Genomic DNA, 19,223 nt, shown 5'->3' on the forward strand with positions numbered 1-19,223 from the left:
GTGCGGAAAACAGCTCACACAAATGCAAAATAAATTCAGGCTCGGGCCTGCACGGTCACCCAATAGCGGGTAAAGCGCCGAACTTTCACCGGCAGGCTGATTTCCAGCAGGTCCAGGATGCGTTCGCTGTTATCCAGCGGGTAGCTGCCGGACAGCAAAAGGTTTGCCACCTGCGGGTCACAATTGAGCTGGCCGCGACGATAACGCCCCAGTTCATTCAAGAAGTCTTCAAGGCGCATGTGTGCAGCCACCAACATACCGTCGGCCCAGGCGCCGCTGTTGGCGTCGGTGGCGCGTGGGGTGTCCCAGCCCTTGCGGGTGAAATTGACCTGGCGTGCGGCATCGACGCTCAGCGGCAAGCCGCTGTAGTTGTTGGGCATCACCTCGACCTGGCCGGCCAGCACCGCCAATTGGGTGTGGTCGTTGAACTGGCGCACATTCAGGCGCGCCGCCTGGCTGCTGAGCAGGCCCTGGCCGGTCAGCACGCGCAACGGCGTATCACCGGCACGGGAGGTGAGCAGGATTTCCCCTTCGAGCAGGCGTACCAGGCGCTGCCGACCGTCGAAATGTACATCCACCGCGCTGCCGGTGTTGAGCTGCAACTGGCTGCCGTCGGCCAATTGCACCGTACGGCGCTGGCCAACCGGGCTGCGATAGTCGGCGCTCAGCGGCGGCAGAATATGTTGCTGACGCAGGCTCCAGGCCGCTGCCGAGCCAGCGCCCAGGATTAACAGCAACTTCAGCGCCTGGCGTCGGCTGCTGGAGCGCGGTGCATTCAACGCAGCGTGCGCCAGGGGCGAGGGCATCCCGCGCAAGCGCTGATTGACCTGCTGAATCTGCTCCCACGCACGCTGGTGCTCGCTGTGGGCGTTCAGCCATTGTTGCCAGGCCGCTTGCTGGCGAGGGTTGAGCGCGCCTTGCTGCATTTCCAGCAGCCAGTGCACGGCTTGTTCGGCGACTTGGCTGGACACGTTCATAGGGCGAAGTAGCAGCGCATGGCGGCTTTGGTCAGGTGGCGTTTGACCGTGGCGATGGAAATGCCCAGTTCTGCGCTGATTTGCGCGTAGGTCAGGCCGTCGAGCTGGGCCAGCAGGAACGCACGTTTAACCAGCCTGGGCAGGCCGTCGAGCAGTTGGTCCAGCTCCAGCAGGGTTTGCAGAATGATTGCGCGGTCTTCTTCCGATGGCGCCACCTGCTCGGGCATTTGCGCCAAGGCATCAAGGTAGGCGCGCTCCAGGTCCTGGCGGCGATAGAAGTTGCACAGCACGCGCTTGGCCACGGTAGTGAGGAAGGCGCGGGGCTCGATCAGTGTCGGGGTATCCCGTGCGCTGAGCACGCGAATAAAGGTGTCCTGGGCCAGGTCGGCGGCGTTTTCCGGGCAGCCGAGCTTGCGTCGCAACCAGCCGGTGAGCCAGTGGTGATGGTCGTTATACAAAACTTCGACGGTGTTGGACGGCTGCAACGCGATCACTCCACAAGCATTGACACGCTTTAGAGAACAAGAATTGTTCGCATTGTAGGGCGGGTAACGAGCTTCGGCAATCGGCCAGGGCAGGCGAATCATCCGTTCTCTTTTGCTTATGAGAATATTTATCATTAATATTGCGCGTTGATGAACTTGGCGCCTGCCGCATGAAAAGCAAAACCGCATTGCCCATTTCCTATCGCCTCGCCGTCACCTCGCGCGTGCTGGCGGCTGTGATCGGTGGTTACTTGATGGCCTCCCTGGCCGCCATCTGCCTGGCGCTCTGGTTGCCCACTTCCCGCGCCGATGCGGTGGTCACCGGCATGATGAGTTCGTTTGTGTTCTACCTGCTGGCGGTGCTCTGGTGTTTTGCTTGCCGCACGGCCTGGCGCGCCTGGGCCGGGGTGATGGTGCCAAGTGCGCTGTTCGCCACGTTGGCCGGCGTTGGTTTCTGGGTGGCGCGCACATGAAAGAGGGCTTTCGCCAGGCCATGGCCTGGCTGCATACCTGGGCCGGATTGATCTTCGGCTGGCTGCTGTTTGCGATTTTCCTGACCGGCACCCTGGCCTATTTCAAAGACGAAATTACCCACTGGATGCAGCCCGAAGTGCAGGCCCATCCCCTGGACGACGGGCGTAGCCTTGCCGTAGCCCAGAATTACCTGCAACAACAGGCGCCCACGGCCGCACGCTGGTTCATTACCTTGCCTACCCATCGTGATCCCGGCCTGTCCGTGATGTGGCAAGACAAGGTCGAGCCCGGCAAGCGCGGCACCTTCATCCAGAAAACCCTCGACCCGGTCAGCGGCCAACCCGTCCAGGCCCGCGACAGCAAGGGCGGCGAGTTCTTCTATCGGTTCCACTTCCAGCTGCAAATGCCTTACCCGTGGGGCCGCTGGCTGTCGACCATCGCCGCCATGGTGATGTTGGTCGCGCTGATCACCGGCATCATCACCCACAAGAAAATCTTCAAGGACTTCTTCACTTTCCGCCCGCGCAAAGGTCAGCGCTCCTGGCTCGACGGGCACAACGCGGTGGGCGTGCTGGTGCTGCCGTTTCACCTGATGATCACCTACAGCAGCCTGGTGATTTTCATGAACATGGTCATGCCCGCGCCTATCATGGCGTCCTATGGCGACGACAGCCGGGCGTTCTTCGATGAGTTGTTCCCCGCTACCAACAATGCGCCGGCCCTCGGCCAGCCCGGTCAGTTGCTGCCGTTACTGCCGATGTACCAGCAGGCGCGCGAGCAGTGGGCGGGCGGCCATGTGGGGCGGCTGGCGGTCAATAACCCTGGCGATGTCAACGCCTCGGTGAATGTGTTTCGCGCCGGCTCCGACAGCGTGGTGCACGCCTTTGGCAATACCCTGTCGTTCAACGGCACCACTGGCGAGCTGTTGCGGGCCAGTGGCGAGCCGTCTTTGCCTGCGGTGATTGGTGGCAGTTTCTATGGTTTGCACATGGGCCATTTTGCCGGTCCCGTGCTGCGTTGGTTGTACTTTATCTGCGGCCTGGCGGGCACTGCGATGATTGGCACGGGGCTGGTGATCTGGCTCGGCAAGCGCCAGCTCAAGCATGCCAAAGCTTCGGTGATGCCGTTTGAACTGCGGTTGGTGGAAGTGTTGAACATTGCCAGCATGTCCGGGCTGATGATCGCCATCGCTGCGTTTTTCTGGGCCAACCGACTGTTGCCGGTGAGTTTCGCCGAGCGTTCCGACTGGGAAGTACAAGCCTTCTTTACCGCCTGGGGCCTGAGCCTGTTGCACGCCATGTTGCGTCGCGGTCGCCAGGGTTGGGTCGAGCAACTGAGCTTCGGCGCGTTGCTGTTTGCGGCGGTCCCACTGCTTAACGCCAGCACCACCTCGCAGCATTTGGGCGTTTCTCTGGTCAATGGCGACTGGGCGATGGCCGGCTTCGATCTGACCTGCCTGGCCAGTGGTGCGTTTCTCGCCTGGGCGGCCTGGAAGATGCACCATCGCACCGCGCCGCAACCCAAGGCCGAACGTGCACGTGGCCTGACGCTCAAGCAGGAGGCCAGCTGATGCTGCTCGCGCTGCTGATGTGCTACGCCGGGTTTACTGCGCTGTGCCTGTCCACAGACCGTCACCACGGCGAGCTGCTGCACAGCAAACCCACGCCCACTCGGCGTTTGGGGCTGCGCGTGGGCGGTTGGTTGCTGCTGATTGTCGCGATCTGGCCCGCGGTGCTTGCCGCCGGTTGGAGCCAGGGCCTGGTGCAGTGGTGCGCGGTGTTGATGCTCAGCGCCTTGCTGCTGGTGTTGCTGCTGCCTTATCGCCCAAGGCTGGCCTTGATCCTGGCGGGCCTGAGCCTGCTGGCCAGCCCTGTTACGGCATTCGCCCTGTCCTGAGCCTGCCATGATGATCAGTCCACCGCCGGAACCCCAGGACAGCCCGCACACAGATGCGGCCGGTGGGCGTGCGCATTTCCTGCAGGTATTTTTGTCCCAGCGCTCGCAGATGGAGGCACTGGTCAGCCGCCGCGTCGGTTGCCGCGCCACCGCGGCCGACCTGGTGCAGGATTTGTTCCTGCGTTTCTGGCGCCGCCCCCTGGTGCAGGTCGAAGAGCTCAGTACCTACTTGCTGCGCTGCGCGGGCAATATCGCCATTGACCATTTGCGCACTGAAGGCGCCCGAGTGCGCAGCAATGAAGGCTGGTTGCCGGAGCAACAAGATAACCAGCGGTGCGAACCCCAGGCGGCGCTGGAGGCCGGCAATGATCTGCGCCATGTCGAAGCCGCCTTGCGCAGCTTGCCCGAGCGCACCCGGCAGATTTTCCTGCTCAACCGCATCCACGGTCGCAAATACGCGGAGATCGCCAAGGCCATGGGGCTGTCCCAAAGCGCCGTGGAAAAACATATGATGCGCGCCCTCGAAGCCTGCAAGGCCAGCCTTCGCGAACCGCCGCCTCCACGCACGCCAGGGAAAGCACCGTGAACGTTACGCCCACACCCGCCCAGGAACAGGCCGCGCTGGCCTGGCTGAGCCTGTTGCATGACCAGCCCAGCAGCGGCGACCAGGCTACTTTCAGCCGCTGGCTGCGCGCTGATCCCGCGCATGTCGAGGCCTACGCCCAGGCCCAGGTGCTGTGGGAGTTGAGCGAAGTGCCGGCACGCCAGCTGGCTGATGAGGATGCGCTGGCCTTACAGGGCTACCTCAATAAGATCAACACCTCCAAGCGTTCACGTGGGGTGCGTTGGTCCGGCGCCCTGGCGATGGCCGCAAGCCTGCTGTTGATGGTGGCGATGGGCGCAGGTTGGCAGCCGTCGCGCTGGGTCGATGAGTTAGGTGCCGATTACGTGACGGCGGCGGGGGAGGTGAAGACCTTTACCCTGGCAGATCAATCCCAGGTCACCCTCGATGCCGACAGCGCGATTGCCGTGGATTTCAGCCATGGCGAGCGGCATATCCAACTGCGTCGCGGTGCGGGATTTTTCAGTGTGACCCACACGGGCCAGCCTTTCGTGGTGGAGGCGGGCGGTGGTGAAGCGCGGGTGCTGGGCACCCAGTTTGAAGTGCGCCTGCAACCTGCCGGGGCAGAGGTCACCGTGTTATCCGGACGGGTTGGCGTGACGCCATCCAAACAGGGCCTGCAACAGGTACTGGCTGCAGGTCAGCAAGTGGCCTATGCCGACGGCGTAGCCGACACCCTGCACGCTGTCGACAGCCAGTCACGCCTGGCCTGGCGTGACGGCTGGCTCAATTACTACAAGGCGCCGCTGGCGGATGTGGTCAAGGACCTGAGCCGTTATTACCCGGGCCGCATCGTGTTGCTTAACGATGAGATGGGCGCCAGGCGCGTCAGCGGCAGCTTTCCAAGCAAGGATCCGCAGGCGGTGTTGAATGCGCTGCAAGCGGTGCTCGGCTTTGAACAACACTCGCTGCTGGGGCGCATGATCGTGTTGCGCTAGGCGCGCTTCACCAAACCTTCATCGCAATCGCCAAAACCTGTCACCAAACGGTTACACGTGCCGTGGATCATCCCTGGGTTCCTGAACAAGTGGTCAGGAAGAGCACCTCTGCCCCATACAACACAACAATGTCAGTAAGGGATCTACACGTGAACTACAACACTCTTTATGCCCTGCTTATGGCATCGGGCCTGGGCGGCTTTGCGCCGCTGGTTCTGGCCGATGACACACAGGATGTGGGGTCGGTGAACGTTACCGGCAAGCAGACCCTGGGCAACGGCCATATGATCCGCGAAGAAAGTGCCAAGGCGCGTTCCACGGTCACCAAAGAAGCCATGGATGAAATGTCGGGCACCGCCAACGCCATCGACAAGCTCAAGTACACCCCGGGCATCAACGTTTCCAGTGATGACGCCAGCGGCACCAGCGGCACCACCTTCACCATGCGCGGCATGAGTTCGGACCAGGTCGGGGTTTCGGTTGACGGCGTGCCGATCAACGACTCGGGCAACTACAGCGTGTATTCCAACCAGCTGGGTGACCCGGAAAACCTCGCCGAAGTGTTCGCCACCCAAGGCTCTTCCGAGGCAGACGGCCCGCACATTGGCTCCAGCGGCGGCAACATCGGCATGATCACTGTCCGGCCGACCAAGGATGCCGGGGTATTCGCCAAGCAGATCGTAGGTGCCAACGCCCTGCGCAAGACGTTTGTGCGGGCTAATACCGGCGATTTTGGCGGCCTGAAAACCTGGGTCTCGGCGTCGCATCTGGAAGGCGACAAGTGGCGCGGCAAGGGCACTCTGCGCAGCGACAAGATCGAGTGGAGCAGCTTGTTCGAAGATGACAACGGCAATTCCACACTGGCCACGGTCAAGTACAACAAACAGGAAAACTACAACTACAACAGCCTGAGCAAATCACAGTTTGACACGCAGGGGCGGCGCAAGGACTACGCCGAAAGCCCGGTGTACAAGGCAGGTCTGTTGTCTGCGTCCTACAAGCTCAACCGCAACCCCTTCGAAAGCGTAAACGCCACGCTGACCCAGCGCTGGCAATTGCAAGACAACCTGTCGCTGACAGTCACGCCGTACTACTACTGGTCCAACGGCGGCAGCTTCAGCGGCCAGACCGCCTCCAACCTGGGGCCAAAGTCTGACAAGGCCGGCAACTACGACCTGAGTAACCTGCAATCGGCCAACTATTATCGCCCTTCATGGACCGAGACCTGGCGCCCGGGCGTCACGGCCAAAATGAAGTGGGACATCAACGAAGCGCACAGTCTGGACTACGGTTACTGGTATGAACGCGCACGCCAGCGCCAGACCCAGCCATTTATCGGGATCAACGGCGAGGGCGCACCCGATGATGTGTGGGGCGATTACAACAGCGGCGGGCAGGTGGTCGACAAGAATGGCGCCACTGTACAAGGCCGCCACTATTACACCGTTACCCCGGCGCAGAAACTCTGGGTACAGGACAACTGGCAAGCCACGCCGGACCTGAGTTTTGTCGCGGGCCTGGCCTACCAATACGTCGAGCGCGACGGCAACAATCTCGGCAGCCTCTACGACAAAGCGGAAAAACGTAACACCCGTTACCATCAGTTCCTGCCCAACTTCAGCGCCAAGTACCAGGTCGATGAAAGCAACCAGGCGTTCTACAACGTCACTCGCAATATGCGCACGCCGCCCAACTACGTGCTGTACAACAAGGGCGACTCCGTCAGCCTCAAGTCCGAATTGAGCTGGAACCAGGAACTGGGCTGGCGCTACACCGAAGACGACATGGCGCTGAGTGCGACCTTGTTCTATATCAGTTTCAAGGATCGCCAGGTGTCGACCACCGACGCCAGCGGTGACTACATGGTGCTTAACGTCGGCAGCGTCGATAACAAGGGCCTGGAGCTGGAGTGGAGTGGCTTGTTGCCGCACAACTTCAACTACTACGCCTCGTACACCTACACCCAGTCCGAGCAGAAGGACGACCTGCTCAGTAAGAATGTGCTGCTGCCAACCTCGGGCAAGCAACTGGCCAACGTGCCGGAAAACATGTTCAACCTGGTGTTCGGGTACGACGACTCGCGGTTTTACGGCAACGTCGCGGGCAAGTATGTCGGCAGCTTTTATGGTGATTTGACCAACAAGGAGAAGATCGAAGGCCGTACGGTGTTTGACCTCAATGCCGGTATTTACTTGCCGGTGGACAAGAGGGTCATCAAGTCGGCGACCCTGCGCCTGTCGATGCTCAACGTCTTCGACAAGGAATACTTGAGTTCGGCGCGTACCGTGGCGTTCAACTCGGCGCCGGTCAACGGGTTGGGGGCGAGTACGGCGTATTACAACGTGGGCGAGGAGCGTACAGCGATGGTGTCGCTGGAAGCCAACTTCTAAGACCACCACAAAACCAAATGTGGGAGGGGGCTTGCTCCCGATAGCGGTGAATCAGTCATCATTTTCATTGATTGGCACACTGCTATCGGGAGCAAGCCCCCTCCCACATTTGATCCACGGTGTTTCAGGAATCAGGTTACTTCAGCGCCGCCATGATCGCATCCGGGTTGTAGTCGCGAATCAAAGTCCCGTTCACATCCACAAACGGAATCCCACCCCCGCCCAGTGCTTCATACGCCTTGCGCGCCTGGGCATCCTTCTCGATATCGACGGCCTGGTACGGGATACCCTTCTGGTCCAGAAAACGCCGGATCTGCTTGCAGTACCCACACCACTCGGTGGCATAGAGCACCACACGCGCCGAGGCGCGTACCTGCTCCGGCACCACCTGTGACGGGTTGAACACCCGCTCGATCTTGCCCCAGTTCTGGATCGCGACTACCACCAGCAACACCAGCAGGACTTTCTTTAAAACCCCGCCCAGCATCAATTACGGCGCTTGAGCTGATCGGTCAGTTGGGTCGGCAGGCCCTTGATGATCAAGGTGCCGGCGGCTTCGTCGTATTCGATCTTGTCGCCCAGCAAGTGCGCTTCAAAGCTGATGGACAAGCCCTCGGCGCGCCCGGTGAAGCGGCGGAACTGGTTGAGAGTGCGTTTGTCGGCCGGAATCTCCGGCGACAGGCCGTAATCCTTGTTGCGGATATGGTCGTAGAACGCTTTTGGCCGATCTTCATCGATCAGGCCGGAGAGTTCTTCCAGGCCCATGGGTTCGCCGAGCTTGGCCTGGCTGCTGGCGTAGTCCACCAGGGTCTTGGTCTTTTCGCGGGCGGATTCGTCAGGCAGGTCTTCGCTTTCAACGAAGTCACTGAACGCCTTGAGCAGGGTGCGGGTTTCGCCCGGGCCGTCGACGCCTTCCTGGCAACCGATAAAGTCGCGGAAGTACTCCGAGACTTTCTTGCCGTTCTTGCCCTTGATAAAGGAGATGTATTGCTTGGACTGCTTGTTGTTCTGCCACTCGGAGACGTTGATGCGCGCCGCCAGGTGCAACTGGCCCAGGTCCAGGTGGCGCGAGGGCGTCACGTCCAGCTCGTCGGTGACTGCCACGCCTTCGCTGTGGTGCAGCAGGGCGATGGCCAGGTAGTCGGTCATGCCTTGTTGGTAATGGGCAAACAGCACGTGGCCGCCGGTGGAGAGGTTGGACTCCTCCATCAGCTTCTGCAGGTGTTCCACCGCAGTGCGGCTGAAGGTGGTGAAGTCCTGGCCACCGTCAAAGTATTCCTTCAACCAGCCGCTGAACGGATGCGCGCCGGACTCGGCATGGAAGAAACCCCAGGCCTTGCCTTGTTTGGCGTTGTAGCTCTCGTTGAGGTCGGCAAGCATGTTCTCGATGGCGGCCGACTCGGACAGTTCGGAGTCGCGGGCATGGAGCACTGCGGGGGTGCCGTCGGGTTTTTTGTCGATCAGGTGGACGATGCAATGACGGATCGGCATAGGCTTCTCGGCTGGTTGAAGGGGGAGGGGGCGGCCTCCCCGAAAAGTCGCCCAGTGTACCGCACCCATTGGCCGTGACGTGCCCCGAAGGGCATTTTGGATGCCCTCCGACTGCCCATATGCCTTTTTTTCACGGTTTAGAGCGATAAAGCTGACCAAATGGGTATGTTGAGGCGGATATTTCCCCGTCTCTGTGCTAGTTTTGCCCCGTCTTACGCCAAGTCTCGGCGTTAAGCGTGCATTCAGCATTTGTCAGGTCGAACCAATCCCCGTTTCAAGCATCTATAACCCCGATCTCCGTGGTTATAGCCGGGGATGCCAGGCCATGACGGTCGGGCTCGACGGCTGACACTGCACTCTGCAATCCATATGAATTTGATAGGGAAGGAACACCACAATGGCTTTGACTAAAGACCAACTGATCGCTGATATCGCTGAAGCTATCGACGCGCCAAAAACCACCGCGCGCGCTGCTCTGGACCAACTGGGCCAGATCGTTGCTGATCAGCTGGAAAATGGCGGCGAAATCACTCTGCCAGGCATTGGCAAGCTGAAAGTAACCGAGCGTCCTGCCCGTACTGGCCGTAACCCTTCGACTGGCGCTGCCATCGAAATCGCTGCCAAGAAAGTTATCAAGCTGGTTGTGGCTAAAGGCCTGACCGACGCTGTTAACAAGTAAGACGCAGTAAAAAAAACCGTGCTCCGGAGTGATCCGGGCACGGTTTTTTGTTGCCTGCGGTTTTACTGTGATGAAAGGTTAGTCGCGCACCCAGCGCTGGCGCCAGATCTGCTGCTCATTCTTGGTCTGGAACGTCCAGGCCACAAACCGGCTTTGCTTCTGCCCCTGAGACATCTCTACCACCTGGCTTTCCAGCACGCCGGCTTTTTTCAGCGCGGTTTCGATCGCAGGCAAGTTGGACGCTTTTGACACCAGGGTGCTGAACCACAACACCTTGTGGGCAAAATGCGCGCTCTCGGCGATCAACTGCGTCACAAAGCGTGCTTCGCCGCCTTCACACCACAGTTCAGCCGATTGGCCGCCAAAGTTGAGTACCGGCAACTTGCGTTTCGGATCCGCCTTGCCCAGGGCGCGCCACTTGCGCTCGCTGCCCTTGGTGGCTTCATCCATGGATGCATGGAACGGCGGGTTGCACATGGTCAGGTCAAAGCGTTCGCCCGGCTCCAGCAAACCCAGCAGGATCTGCTTGGGGTTGGGCTGCTGTCGCAGCTGGATAACCTTGCTCAGGTCGTTGGACTGCACGATGGCCTTGGCGGCGCTCACGGCGATAGGGTCGACCTCCGAGCCCAGGAAGTTCCAGCGGTACTCCATGTAGCCAATCAGCGGGTAGACGCAGTTGGCGCCCATGCCGATATCCAGCACCTTGACGATCGAGCCACGCGGGATCTTGCCGTCGTTGACGCTGGCCAGCAGGTCGGCGAGGAAATGCACATAGTCGGCACGCCCCGGTACCGGGGGGCACAGGTAATCGGCCGGGATGTCCCAATGCTGGATGCCATAGAACGACTTGAGCAACGCCCGGTTGAACACCCGCACCGCGTCCGGGCTGGCGAAGTCGATGCTTTCCTTGCCGTAGGGGTTGATGATCACGAATTTCGCCAGTTCTGGCGTGGTCTTGATCAGCGCCGGGAAGTCGTAACGGCCCGTGTGGCGGTTGCGCGGGTGCAGGGTGGCCTCTTTGCGCGGTACCACGGGCTTGGCCGGGGTAGCGGATTTAGGCTTCTTGCGCGAAGGTTTAGGCGTAGTGGGGGCGGTCATGATGATTCTGGTGTTGGCTCAAAGTGGCGGCCATTGTCACACATCCTGAGCTCAACCCGGTCAAATGTGGGAGGGGGCTTGCTCCCGATAGCGGTGTGACAGTCAAAAATATTGAGACTAATACACCGCTATCGGGAGCAAGCCCCCTCCCACAGAGGCAAAAAAAAGAGACCCGAAGGTCTCTTTCTTTACGCGACTCAAGCCTTACAGGCTGGAAATCCGCGCATGTTGCTCGGCCAGTTTGCCCAAAGCCTGTTCAGCTTCGGCCAACTTGGCGCGTTCTTTCTCGATCACCTCCGCCGGCGCCTTGTCGACGAATGCCGCGTTGGACAGCTTACCGCCCACGCGTTGCACTTCGCCTTGCAGGCGTGCGATTTCCTTGTCGAGACGGGCCAGTTCGGCGCCCTTGTCGATCAGGCCTGCCATCGGTACCAGCACTTCCATGTCGCCCACCAATGCAGTGGCGGACAGCGGCGCTTCGGCATCGGCAGCCAATACGGTGATCGACTCCAGCTTGGCCAGCTTCTTGAGCAACGCGTCGTTCTCGCCGAGACGGCGCTGATCTTCGGCACTGGCGTTCTTGACGAACACCGCCAATGGCTTGCCCGGCCCGATGTTCATCTCGGCGCGGATGTTGCGCGTGCCGAGCATCAGGGTCTTGAGCCATTCGATATCGCTTTCGGCGGCCTCATCGATGCGCGCTTCATTGGCCACTGGCCAAGGTTGCAGCATGATGGTCTTGCCTTCGATACCGGCCAGCGGCGCCAGGCGCTGCCAGATTTCTTCGGTGATGAACGGCATGAACGGATGCGCCAGGCGCAGCGCAACTTCCAGTACGCGCACCAGGGTGCGGCGAGTACCGCGCTGGCGTTCGACCGGGGCGTTTTCGTCCCACAGCACCGGCTTGGACAGTTCCAGGTACCAGTCGCAGTATTGGTTCCAGATGAACTCGTACAGCGCCTGTGCAGCCAGGTCGAAACGGAACTGGTCGAGCTGGCGGGTCACTTCGGCTTCGGTGCGCTGCAACTGCGAGATGATCCAGCGATCAGCCAGGCTCAACTCATAGGCTTCGCCGTTCTGGCCGCAGTCTTCGCCTTTATCCAGCACGTAGCGCGCGGCGTTCCAGATCTTGTTGCAGAAGTTGCGATAGCCTTCGACGCGGCCCATGTCGAACTTGATGTCGCGACCGGTAGAGGCCAGCGAGCAGAAGGTGAAGCGCAGGGCGTCGGTGCCGTAGCTGGCGATGCCGTCGGCGAATTCGTCGCGGGTCTGCTTCTCGATCTTTTTCGCCAGTTTTGGCTGCATCAAGCCCGAGGTGCGTTTCTGTACCAGGGTTTCCAGGTCGATGCCGTCGATGATGTCCAGCGGGTCCAGAACGTTGCCCTTGGACTTGGACATCTTCTGGCCCTGGCCGTCGCGTACCAGGCCGTGTACGTACACGGTCTTGAACGGTACCTGCGGGGTGCCGTCTTCGTTTTTCACCAAATGCATGGTGAGCATGATCATCCGGGCAACCCAGAAGAAAATGATATCGAAGCCGGTGACCAGCACGTCGGTGGAGTGGAATTTCTTCAGGAATTCGGTCTGCTGCGGCCAACCCAGGGTGGAGAACGTCCACAGGCCCGAGCTGAACCAGGTGTCCAGTACGTCGTTGTCCTGTTGCAGCACGATGTCGGCGCCGAGGTTGTGCTTGGCACGCACTTCGGCTTCGTCGCGGCCTACATAGACCTTGCCCGACTCGTCATACCAGGCCGGAATACGATGGCCCCACCACAGCTGACGGCTGATGCACCAATCCTGGATGTCGCGCATCCACGAGAAGTACATGTTTTCGTACTGTTTAGGCACGAACTGGATGCGGCCATCTTCCACGGCGGCGATGGCAGGCTCTGCCAGCGGCTTGGTGGACACGTACCATTGGTCGGTCAGCCACGGTTCGATCACGGTGCCGGAGCGATCGCCCTTCGGCACTTTCAGGCCGTGGTCGTCGACGCTGACCAGCAAGCCGGCGGCGTCGAAGGCGGCAACGATCTGCTTGCGCGCTTCAAAACGGTCCAGGCCGGCATATTCGGCCGGAATCTTGCCGTCGATGCTGTCGTTCAACGAGCCGTCCAGGTTGAATACCTGGCAGGCCGGCAATACGGCGGCATTCTTGTCGAAGATGTTCAGCAGCGGCAGGTTGTGACGTTTGCCGACTTCATAGTCGTTGAAATCGTGGGCCGGGGTGATTTTCACGCAGCCGGTGCCGAATTCAGGATCGCAATAGTCGTCCGCAATGATCGGGATGCGGCGGCCAACCAGTGGCAGTTCGACGAACTTGCCGATCAGCGCCTGGTAGCGCTCGTCGTTCGGGTTAACGGCGACGGCGGCATCGCCGAGCATAGTTTCCGGACGAGTGGTGGCGACGATCAGGTAATCGTTGCCCTCAGCGGTCCGGGCGCCGTCAGCCAGTGGGTACTTGAGGTTCCACAGGAAACCTTTCTCATCGTGGTTTTCCACTTCGAGGTCGGAAATGGCCGTGTGCAACTTGGTGTCCCAGTTGACCAGGCGCTTGCCGCGGTAGATCAGGCCGTCTTCGTGCAGGCGCACGAAGGCTTCCTTCACGGCTTCCGACAGGCCGTCGTCCATGGTGAAGCGCTCGCGGCTCCAATCCACGGAGGAGCCCAGGCGACGGATCTGACGGCTGATATTGCCGCCGGACTGATCTTTCCATTCCCAGACTTTCTCCAGGAATTTCTCGCGGCCCAGGTCGTGACGGTTCTGGCCGGTGGCTTCCAGTTGGCGTTCCACCAGCATCTGCGTGGCGATACCAGCGTGGTCGGTGCCCGGCTGCCACAGGGTGTCGCGACCCTGCATACGGCGGAAACGGATCAACGCATCCATGATCGCATTGTTGAAGCCATGGCCCATGTGCAGGCTGCCAGTGACGTTCGGTGGCGGGATCATGATGGTGTACGAGTCGCCCGCACCTTGTGGGGCGAAATAGTTCTCGGACTCCCAGGTGTTGTACCAGGAAGTTTCGATAGCGTGGGGCTGGTAGGTCTTATCCATGCGCGGCGGGACCCTAGTTGGCATTTATTCAGGAAAGCCGGCAAGTATAACGGGGGAGGACGAGGAGGGCGAGTTGAAGACGGACTTAAGGCTGATGCAAAACTAATGTGGGAGGGGGCTTGCTCCCGATTGCTGAGTGTCAGCCACCGAATCATCGGCTGATACAACGCTATCGGGAGCAAGCCCCCTCCCACAGGAAATATCAGTGTCGTTTAGGACTGGTACTGGCTGAGCAACCGCTCCATCCGCGCATCCATCCGACGCTTGATCTCGGCTTCAATATGCGGCGCAAAGTCGTCAATCACATCCTGCATGATCAATTGCGCGGCGGCGCGCAGTTCATTGTCCAGGTGCAGGAGCAGGGCATCGGGGGCTTTTTCTGCGGCGGGAGCGGGTTCTGCAACCACAGGTTCCGGCGCGGCAGGCTTGCCGCTGACCATGTCGAACAGCAGCGGGATCTGTACCTCGCCATCGGCCGTTTCGGTCAGCAGCGGCGGTTGCAGGTTGTCATCACCCAGCAACTGACGGATCGACTCCAGGTCGTCCAGCAGGTGGTCGTCTTTTTTCAGCGGGTTGGGAGTGTCCATCGTGTGCTCTAAAGTCGTTGTAGCCGGTGATCCTGCAGAGAATAGCCCTGTTCGCGATAGAAACGGAAACTCTCCCGCGCGGCCTGACGAATAGCCGGGTCTTCCACCACCACTTCCGCCACGCGGGCAAAAGCCTTGGCAAAGGCCGGTACTTTCAGGTCCAGGTTGACCAGCAGGTCATGGTGATCGCCGCAACTGTCGCCCACACCCAGGACTACCAGGCTTTCAGGTTCGGATTCGGCGGGGCCGTGGGGCACGAAGCTTTCGCCCTTGAAGCGCCACAGGCGGGCATCCAGCTCATCGCGTTGGGCGGCATCGCTGCAATGCAGGTAGATGCGGTGGCCCATGCGCCAGGCTTTTTCGGTGAGCTTGCAGGCAAAGTCCAGGCGCGCGAGGGGATCGGCGCTGGGCAATATATAGAAGTCGACTTGGGTCATTGCGGTTCCTGAGACCGGGGCGGCGGGATGGTCGCCCCGGCATCTTCAGTTTCAGGCCTTGGCGCGATCCAGCAGGTATTGGGTCAACAGTGGCACCGGACGGCCGGTTGCGCCCTTGTCCTTGCCGCCGCTGGTCCAGGCGGTGCCGGCGATGTCCAGGTGGGCCCAGTTGAAGTTCTTGGCAAAGCGCGACAGGAAGCAGGCCGCCGTAATGGTGCCGGCTTTCGGGCCACCGATGTTGGCGATGTCGGCGAACGGACTGTCCAGTTGTTCCTGGTACTCATCGAACAGCGGCAGTTGCCAGGCGCGGTCGTCGGCAGCCTTGCCGGCGCTGAGCAGTTGCTCGATCAGTTCGTCGTTGTTGCCCAGCAGTCCCGAAGTGTGGGAGCCCAAGGCAACGATGCACGCGCCGGTCAGGGTCGCGATGTCGATCACGGCCTGGGGCTTGAAGCGCTCGGCGTAGGTCAGGGCGTCGCACAGCACCAGGCGGCCTTCGGCGTCGGTGTTGAGGATTTCCACGGTCTGGCCGCTCATGGTCGTGACGATATCGCCCGGGCGGGCCGCGCCGCCGCTCGGCATGTTCTCGGCACAGGCCAGGATGCACACCAGGTTGATCGGCAGCTTGAGTTCCAGCACGGCACGCAGGGTACCGAACACGCTGGCCGCGCCGCCCATGTCGTATTTCATCTCATCCATGCCCGCGCCCGGCTTGAGGCTGATGCCGCCGGTGTCGAAGGTGATGCCTTTACCCACCAGGGCGTAGGGCTTCTCGGATTTCTTGCCGCCGTTGTATTGCATCACGATCAGGCGTGGCGGCTGGTCGCTGCCCTGGCCTACGGCATAGAACGAGCCCATGCCCAGGTCCTTGATCTTCTTTTCATCCAGCACTTCAACCTTCAAGCCCTTGAACTCTTTGCCCAATGCTTTGGCCTGTTCGCCCAGGAATGTCGGGTGGCAGATGTTCGGCGGCAGGTTGCCCAGGTCGCGGGTGAACGACATGCCGTTGGCGATGGCCTGGGCGTGGGTCACGGCGCGCTGAACTTCAGCCTGGGCAGCCTTGATGGTCAGCAGGGTGATTTTCTTCAGGGCGCGGGGTTCGGCCTTCTGGCTCTTGAACTGGTCGAAAATATAGCCGCCGTCCAGCAGCGACTCGGCCAGCAGGCGGGTCTTGCCGTAGCTGTCACGGCCCTTGATCACGATTTCGTCGAGGGCCAGTGCCGCATCGCTGCCGCCCAGGCCCTTGAGGGTGGTAAGGATGCCGCTGATGATCTTGCGCAATGGACGGTCGCCCAGTTCGGCGTCCTTGCCCACGCCTACCAGCAATACGCGCTCGGCCTTGAGGTTGGGCAGGCTCTGCAGCAGCAGGCTCTGGCCGACTTTGCCGGCCAGGTCGCCGCGCTTGAGGATCGCGCTGATCGCGCCGCCGCTCAGTTCGTCCAGTTGCTTGGCGGCGACGCCGAGTGTGCGGCCTTCGCCGACAGCGACCACGAGGGTGGCGGTTTTCAACGTTTCGGGGCTAACGCTTTTTACAACCAATTCCATGTTCGGGTCCCTTATCAAGGTCTGTGAGCCTGGAGTTTGTACTCAGGCTTGAAGCTCGGCAGCTTGGTAAACCGCCAGCGGACAAAGGCCGCAGTTTGAACCTCGCCGGCGGAGCCTGACAACCCTTGGCGCACGCTTTGTGCGTGCGCATGAGTAAGCTCCGTGACAGGCGCGGTCAATCACAGGATAATGCGCCATCTTTTTAGCCGATCCGTGATAAACGGGTCGTCTCGGTATGCTTGCTTGTTTGGCCGCCTTAGCCTGACAACCCTGGAGTGTCTGGTTTGATCGTCTTCCGTTATCTGTCCCGCGAAGTCCTGTTGACCCTGAGTGCCGTGAGTGCGGTGTTGCTGGTCATCATCATGAGTGGTCGTTTCGTCAAGTTCCTGGCTCAAGCCGCCGCAGGCGCCCTGGATCCGGGGTCGTTGTTCTTGATCATGGGCTACCGGATGCCCGGGATGCTGCAGCTGATCCTGCCCCTTGGCCTGTTTCTCGGCATATTGTTGGCCTATGGCCGCTTGTACCTTGAGAGTGAAATGACCGTGCTGTCGGCCACCGGCATGAGCCAGCAACGTTTGCTGGCCATGACCATGGTGCCGGCCGCCGGCGTTGCCCTGGTGGTGGCCTGGTTGAGCATGAGCCTGGCGCCCCAGGGCGCCATGCAGTTCCAGCTGCTGTTGAACAAGCAGGATGCGATGACCGAGTTCGATACCCTCGAGCCCGGGCGCTTCCAGGCGCTCAGTGACGGTTCGCGGGTCACCTATACCGAAACCATGACCGATGACCGCTCCAACCTCGGTGGCGTGTTCATTTCCCAGAAAAACCTCGGCCAGAACCAGAAAGACCGTGGCATTACTATTCTGGTGGCCGATAGCGGGCGCCAGGAAATACGCCCCGACGGCAACCGCTACCTGATCCTGGAAAATGGCTACCGCTACGACGGCAGCCCTGGTCTGGCGGACTACCGGGCGATCAAGTACGACACTTATGGCGTCATGCTGCCCAAGCCTGAGATCAGCGGCGAGGTCACCGACCGCGACGCACTGCCGACTGCATCGCTGTTCGGCAGCCAGGAACTGCGCTCCATTGCCGAGCTGCAATGGCGTTTGTCCTTGCCGCTGCTGGTGTTTATCGTAACCTTGATGGCCGTGCCGCTGTCGCGCGTCAACCCGCGCCAGGGGCGTTTCCTCAAGCTGCTGCCGGCCATCCTGCTGTACATGGCCTACCTGACCATCCTGATTTCCGCCCGTGGCTCCCTCGAGAAAGGCAAGTTGCCGCCAGCCCTTGGCCTGTGGTGGGTGCACGGGGTTTTCCTGTTGATCGGCCTGGGGCTGCTCTATTGGGAACCTATCCGTTTGAAAATGAAGAGCCGTCGTGGCCTGAAGGAGTTGGCCCGTGGCTAAGCTTGATCGCTACATTGGCAGCAGCGTACTGATCGCCATCCTGGCGGTACTGGGCATCATTCTTGGCCTGGCCTTGCTGTTCGCCTTCATTGATGAAGTGGGCAACGTCACCGACACCTACACGGTCACGGATGTACTGAGCTACGTGGCACTGACTGCGCCGCGCCGCCTCTACGACATGATGCCGATGGCGGCGCTGATCGGTTGCCTGATCGGCCTGGGCACCCTGGCCAGCAACAGCGAGCTGACCATCATGCGCGCCGCCGGCGTTTCCATTGGTCGTATCGTCTGGGCGGTGATGAAGCCGATGCTGCTGCTGATGGCGTGCAGCGTGCTGATCGGTGAATACGTCGCGCCCCCGGCCGAAGCCACCGCCCAGGCCAATCGCGCCCTGGCCCAGGGCTCGGGCGATGCGCAAAGCGCCAAGCACGGCCTGTGGCACCGCCAGGGTGATGAGTTCATCCACATCAACGCCGTGCAGCCAGGCGGCCTGTTGATCGGTGTCACGCGCTATACCTTCGATAAAGAGCGGCACATGCTGTCCTCCAGCTTCGCCAAGCGCGCGCAATACAATGCCGAGCAATGGCAACTGAGCGACGTCACCACCACCTACTTCCGCAATGTGGGCCAGGGCACCAAGGCCAGCACTGAAGTGGTCAATGCACCGACCGAGCAGTGGGATATCGCCCTGAAGCCGGAACTGCTCAACACCGTGGTGATGGTCCCCGAAGCGCTGCCGATCTCGGGGTTGTGGAGCTACATCCATTACCTCAAGGACCAGGGCCTGAACAACGGCCGCTACTGGCTGGCGTTCTGGGTGAAAGTCCTGCAGCCGGTGGTAACCGCCGCGTTGGTGTTGATGGCGATCTCCTTCATCTTCGGGCCGTTGCGCTCCGTAACCCTGGGCCAGCGGGTATTTACCGGCGTGCTGGTGGGCTTTACCTTCCGCATCGCCCAGGATCTGCTCGGGCCGTCGAGCCTGGTGTTCGGTTTCTCGCCGCTGTTTGCGGTGCTGGTGCCGACGGCCATCTGCGCCGTGGCCGGGTTCTGGCTGCTGCGTCGGGCCGGTTGAAGCTGCGCTTATGCACAAAAAATGCCCCGCTCTCGTGAGTGGGGCATTTTTGTTCTGGTCAGCAAAGATGACGTCTGGCCT

General features: G+C 60.8%; 18 protein-coding genes. 9 read left to right on the plus strand and 9 right to left on the minus strand.

Features of this window, described 5'->3' with window-relative positions; translation table 11 throughout:
- Nucleotides 1–35: 35 nt before the first annotated feature.
- A complete protein-coding gene (locus E3O56_RS08130) occupies nucleotides 36–977 on the minus strand; it encodes a FecR domain-containing protein (protein WP_103733378.1) in 942 nt (313 codons plus the stop codon).
- Nucleotides 974–1,462 carry a sigma-70 family RNA polymerase sigma factor gene (locus E3O56_RS08135; protein WP_005785119.1) on the minus strand — a complete coding sequence of 163 codons (489 nt, stop codon included), beginning with the start codon at nucleotides 1,460–1,462 and terminating at the stop codon, nucleotides 974–976. The genes E3O56_RS08130 and E3O56_RS08135 overlap by 4 nt, the downstream gene beginning before the upstream one ends.
- Nucleotides 1,463–1,632: 170 nt before the next feature.
- Between E3O56_RS08135 and E3O56_RS08140 the strand changes: the two genes are divergently transcribed.
- From E3O56_RS08140 to E3O56_RS08165, 6 genes are all read left to right on the plus strand, one after another.
- The gene (locus E3O56_RS08140) at nucleotides 1,633–1,935 is read left to right on the plus strand and encodes a DUF3649 domain-containing protein (protein ID WP_032877631.1); all 303 of its coding nucleotides are present in this window, start codon (nucleotides 1,633–1,635) and stop codon (nucleotides 1,933–1,935) included.
- Nucleotides 1,932–3,506, plus strand: coding sequence for a PepSY-associated TM helix domain-containing protein (locus E3O56_RS08145; RefSeq protein ID WP_032877630.1), 1,575 nt, complete (start codon nucleotides 1,932–1,934; stop codon nucleotides 3,504–3,506). The genes E3O56_RS08140 and E3O56_RS08145 overlap by 4 nt, the downstream gene beginning before the upstream one ends.
- Nucleotides 3,506–3,832 carry a DUF3325 domain-containing protein gene (locus E3O56_RS08150; protein WP_032877629.1) on the plus strand — a complete coding sequence of 109 codons (327 nt, stop codon included), beginning with the start codon at nucleotides 3,506–3,508 and terminating at the stop codon, nucleotides 3,830–3,832. The genes E3O56_RS08145 and E3O56_RS08150 overlap by 1 nt, the downstream gene beginning before the upstream one ends.
- Before the next feature lie 7 nt (nucleotides 3,833–3,839).
- Nucleotides 3,840–4,418, plus strand: a complete 579-nt coding sequence (locus E3O56_RS08155) for an RNA polymerase sigma factor (protein WP_032877628.1) — start codon at nucleotides 3,840–3,842, stop codon at nucleotides 4,416–4,418.
- Nucleotides 4,415–5,392, plus strand: a complete 978-nt coding sequence (locus tag E3O56_RS08160; protein WP_148853387.1) for a FecR family protein — start codon at nucleotides 4,415–4,417, stop codon at nucleotides 5,390–5,392. The genes E3O56_RS08155 and E3O56_RS08160 overlap by 4 nt, the downstream gene beginning before the upstream one ends.
- Nucleotides 5,393–5,541: 149 nt before the next feature.
- Nucleotides 5,542–7,782, plus strand: coding sequence for a TonB-dependent receptor (locus E3O56_RS08165; RefSeq protein WP_248091153.1), 2,241 nt, complete (start codon nucleotides 5,542–5,544; stop codon nucleotides 7,780–7,782).
- Nucleotides 7,783–7,918: 136 nt separating this feature from the next.
- Here the strand turns inward: E3O56_RS08165 and E3O56_RS08170 are convergent, their stop codons facing one another.
- Together E3O56_RS08170 and yejK are read right to left on the minus strand one after the other, a co-directional pair.
- Nucleotides 7,919–8,269, minus strand: coding sequence for a glutaredoxin family protein (locus tag E3O56_RS08170; protein WP_032877625.1), 351 nt, complete (start codon nucleotides 8,267–8,269; stop codon nucleotides 7,919–7,921).
- Nucleotides 8,269–9,273 (minus strand): nucleoid-associated protein YejK, encoded by a 1,005-nt coding sequence (gene yejK / locus E3O56_RS08175; RefSeq protein WP_003171997.1) that lies wholly within the window; start codon nucleotides 9,271–9,273, stop codon nucleotides 8,269–8,271. The genes E3O56_RS08170 and yejK overlap by 1 nt, the downstream gene beginning before the upstream one ends.
- A gap of 397 nt (nucleotides 9,274–9,670) precedes the next feature.
- Here yejK and E3O56_RS08180 point away from each other — a divergent pair, with 397 nt between their 5' ends.
- Complete coding sequence (locus E3O56_RS08180) at nucleotides 9,671–9,952, plus strand: HU family DNA-binding protein (protein WP_005785131.1); 282 nt, start codon at nucleotides 9,671–9,673, stop codon at nucleotides 9,950–9,952.
- A 78-nt stretch (nucleotides 9,953–10,030) separates the two neighbouring features.
- Here the strand turns inward: E3O56_RS08180 and rlmF are convergent, their stop codons facing one another.
- From rlmF to E3O56_RS08205, 5 genes are all read right to left on the minus strand, one after another.
- Nucleotides 10,031–11,050, minus strand: coding sequence for a 23S rRNA (adenine(1618)-N(6))-methyltransferase RlmF (gene rlmF / locus E3O56_RS08185; RefSeq protein WP_005785132.1), 1,020 nt, complete (start codon nucleotides 11,048–11,050; stop codon nucleotides 10,031–10,033).
- A 204-nt stretch (nucleotides 11,051–11,254) separates the two neighbouring features.
- A complete protein-coding gene (locus E3O56_RS08190) occupies nucleotides 11,255–14,101 on the minus strand; it encodes a valine--tRNA ligase (protein ID WP_248128077.1) in 2,847 nt (948 codons plus the stop codon).
- Nucleotides 14,102–14,313: 212 nt separating this feature from the next.
- On the minus strand, nucleotides 14,314–14,688 hold the full coding sequence (locus E3O56_RS08195) for a hypothetical protein (protein WP_005785135.1): 375 nt from the start codon (nucleotides 14,686–14,688) through the stop codon (nucleotides 14,314–14,316).
- An 8-nt stretch (nucleotides 14,689–14,696) separates the two neighbouring features.
- On the minus strand, nucleotides 14,697–15,125 hold the full coding sequence (locus E3O56_RS08200; protein ID WP_005785137.1) for a DNA polymerase III subunit chi: 429 nt from the start codon (nucleotides 15,123–15,125) through the stop codon (nucleotides 14,697–14,699).
- Nucleotides 15,126–15,176: 51 nt separating this feature from the next.
- Complete coding sequence (locus E3O56_RS08205; protein WP_032877622.1) at nucleotides 15,177–16,667, minus strand: leucyl aminopeptidase; 1,491 nt, start codon at nucleotides 16,665–16,667, stop codon at nucleotides 15,177–15,179.
- A gap of 284 nt (nucleotides 16,668–16,951) precedes the next feature.
- Between E3O56_RS08205 and lptF the strand changes: the two genes are divergently transcribed.
- A complete protein-coding gene (lptF, locus tag E3O56_RS08210; RefSeq protein ID WP_032877621.1) occupies nucleotides 16,952–18,070 on the plus strand; it encodes an LPS export ABC transporter permease LptF in 1,119 nt (372 codons plus the stop codon).
- On the plus strand, nucleotides 18,063–19,142 hold the full coding sequence (lptG, locus tag E3O56_RS08215) for an LPS export ABC transporter permease LptG (protein WP_032877620.1): 1,080 nt from the start codon (nucleotides 18,063–18,065) through the stop codon (nucleotides 19,140–19,142). Before lptF ends, lptG begins: the two co-directional genes overlap by 8 nt.
- Nucleotides 19,143–19,223: the final 81 nt, after the last annotated feature.

This window comes from Pseudomonas sp. W2Aug9, from assembly GCF_023127755.1.
Classification (GTDB): Bacteria; Pseudomonadota; Gammaproteobacteria; order Pseudomonadales; family Pseudomonadaceae; genus Aquipseudomonas; species Aquipseudomonas synxantha_A.

Excerpts from the sequence above, each read along its gene's own strand:
- E3O56_RS08130 (WP_103733378.1), bottom strand. The coding sequence starts at position 977 with ATGAACGTGTCCAGCCAAGTCGCCGAACAAGCCGTGCACTGGCTGCTG.
- E3O56_RS08140 (WP_032877631.1), top strand. The coding sequence starts at position 1,633 with ATGAAAAGCAAAACCGCATTGCCCATTTCCTATCGCCTCGCCGTCACC.
- E3O56_RS08145 (WP_032877630.1), top strand. The coding sequence starts at position 1,932 with ATGAAAGAGGGCTTTCGCCAGGCCATGGCCTGGCTGCATACCTGGGCC.
- E3O56_RS08150 (WP_032877629.1), top strand. The coding sequence starts at position 3,506 with ATGCTGCTCGCGCTGCTGATGTGCTACGCCGGGTTTACTGCGCTGTGC.
- E3O56_RS08155 (WP_032877628.1), top strand. The coding sequence starts at position 3,840 with ATGATGATCAGTCCACCGCCGGAACCCCAGGACAGCCCGCACACAGAT.
- E3O56_RS08170 (WP_032877625.1), bottom strand. The coding sequence starts at position 8,269 with ATGCTGGGCGGGGTTTTAAAGAAAGTCCTGCTGGTGTTGCTGGTGGTA.
- yejK (WP_003171997.1), bottom strand. The coding sequence starts at position 9,273 with ATGCCGATCCGTCATTGCATCGTCCACCTGATCGACAAAAAACCCGAC.
- E3O56_RS08180 (WP_005785131.1), top strand. The coding sequence starts at position 9,671 with ATGGCTTTGACTAAAGACCAACTGATCGCTGATATCGCTGAAGCTATC.
- rlmF (WP_005785132.1), bottom strand. The coding sequence starts at position 11,050 with ATGACCGCCCCCACTACGCCTAAACCTTCGCGCAAGAAGCCTAAATCC.
- E3O56_RS08190 (WP_248128077.1), bottom strand. The coding sequence starts at position 14,101 with ATGGATAAGACCTACCAGCCCCACGCTATCGAAACTTCCTGGTACAAC.
- E3O56_RS08195 (WP_005785135.1), bottom strand. The coding sequence starts at position 14,688 with ATGGACACTCCCAACCCGCTGAAAAAAGACGACCACCTGCTGGACGAC.
- E3O56_RS08200 (WP_005785137.1), bottom strand. The coding sequence starts at position 15,125 with ATGACCCAAGTCGACTTCTATATATTGCCCAGCGCCGATCCCCTCGCG.
- E3O56_RS08205 (WP_032877622.1), bottom strand. The coding sequence starts at position 16,667 with ATGGAATTGGTTGTAAAAAGCGTTAGCCCCGAAACGTTGAAAACCGCC.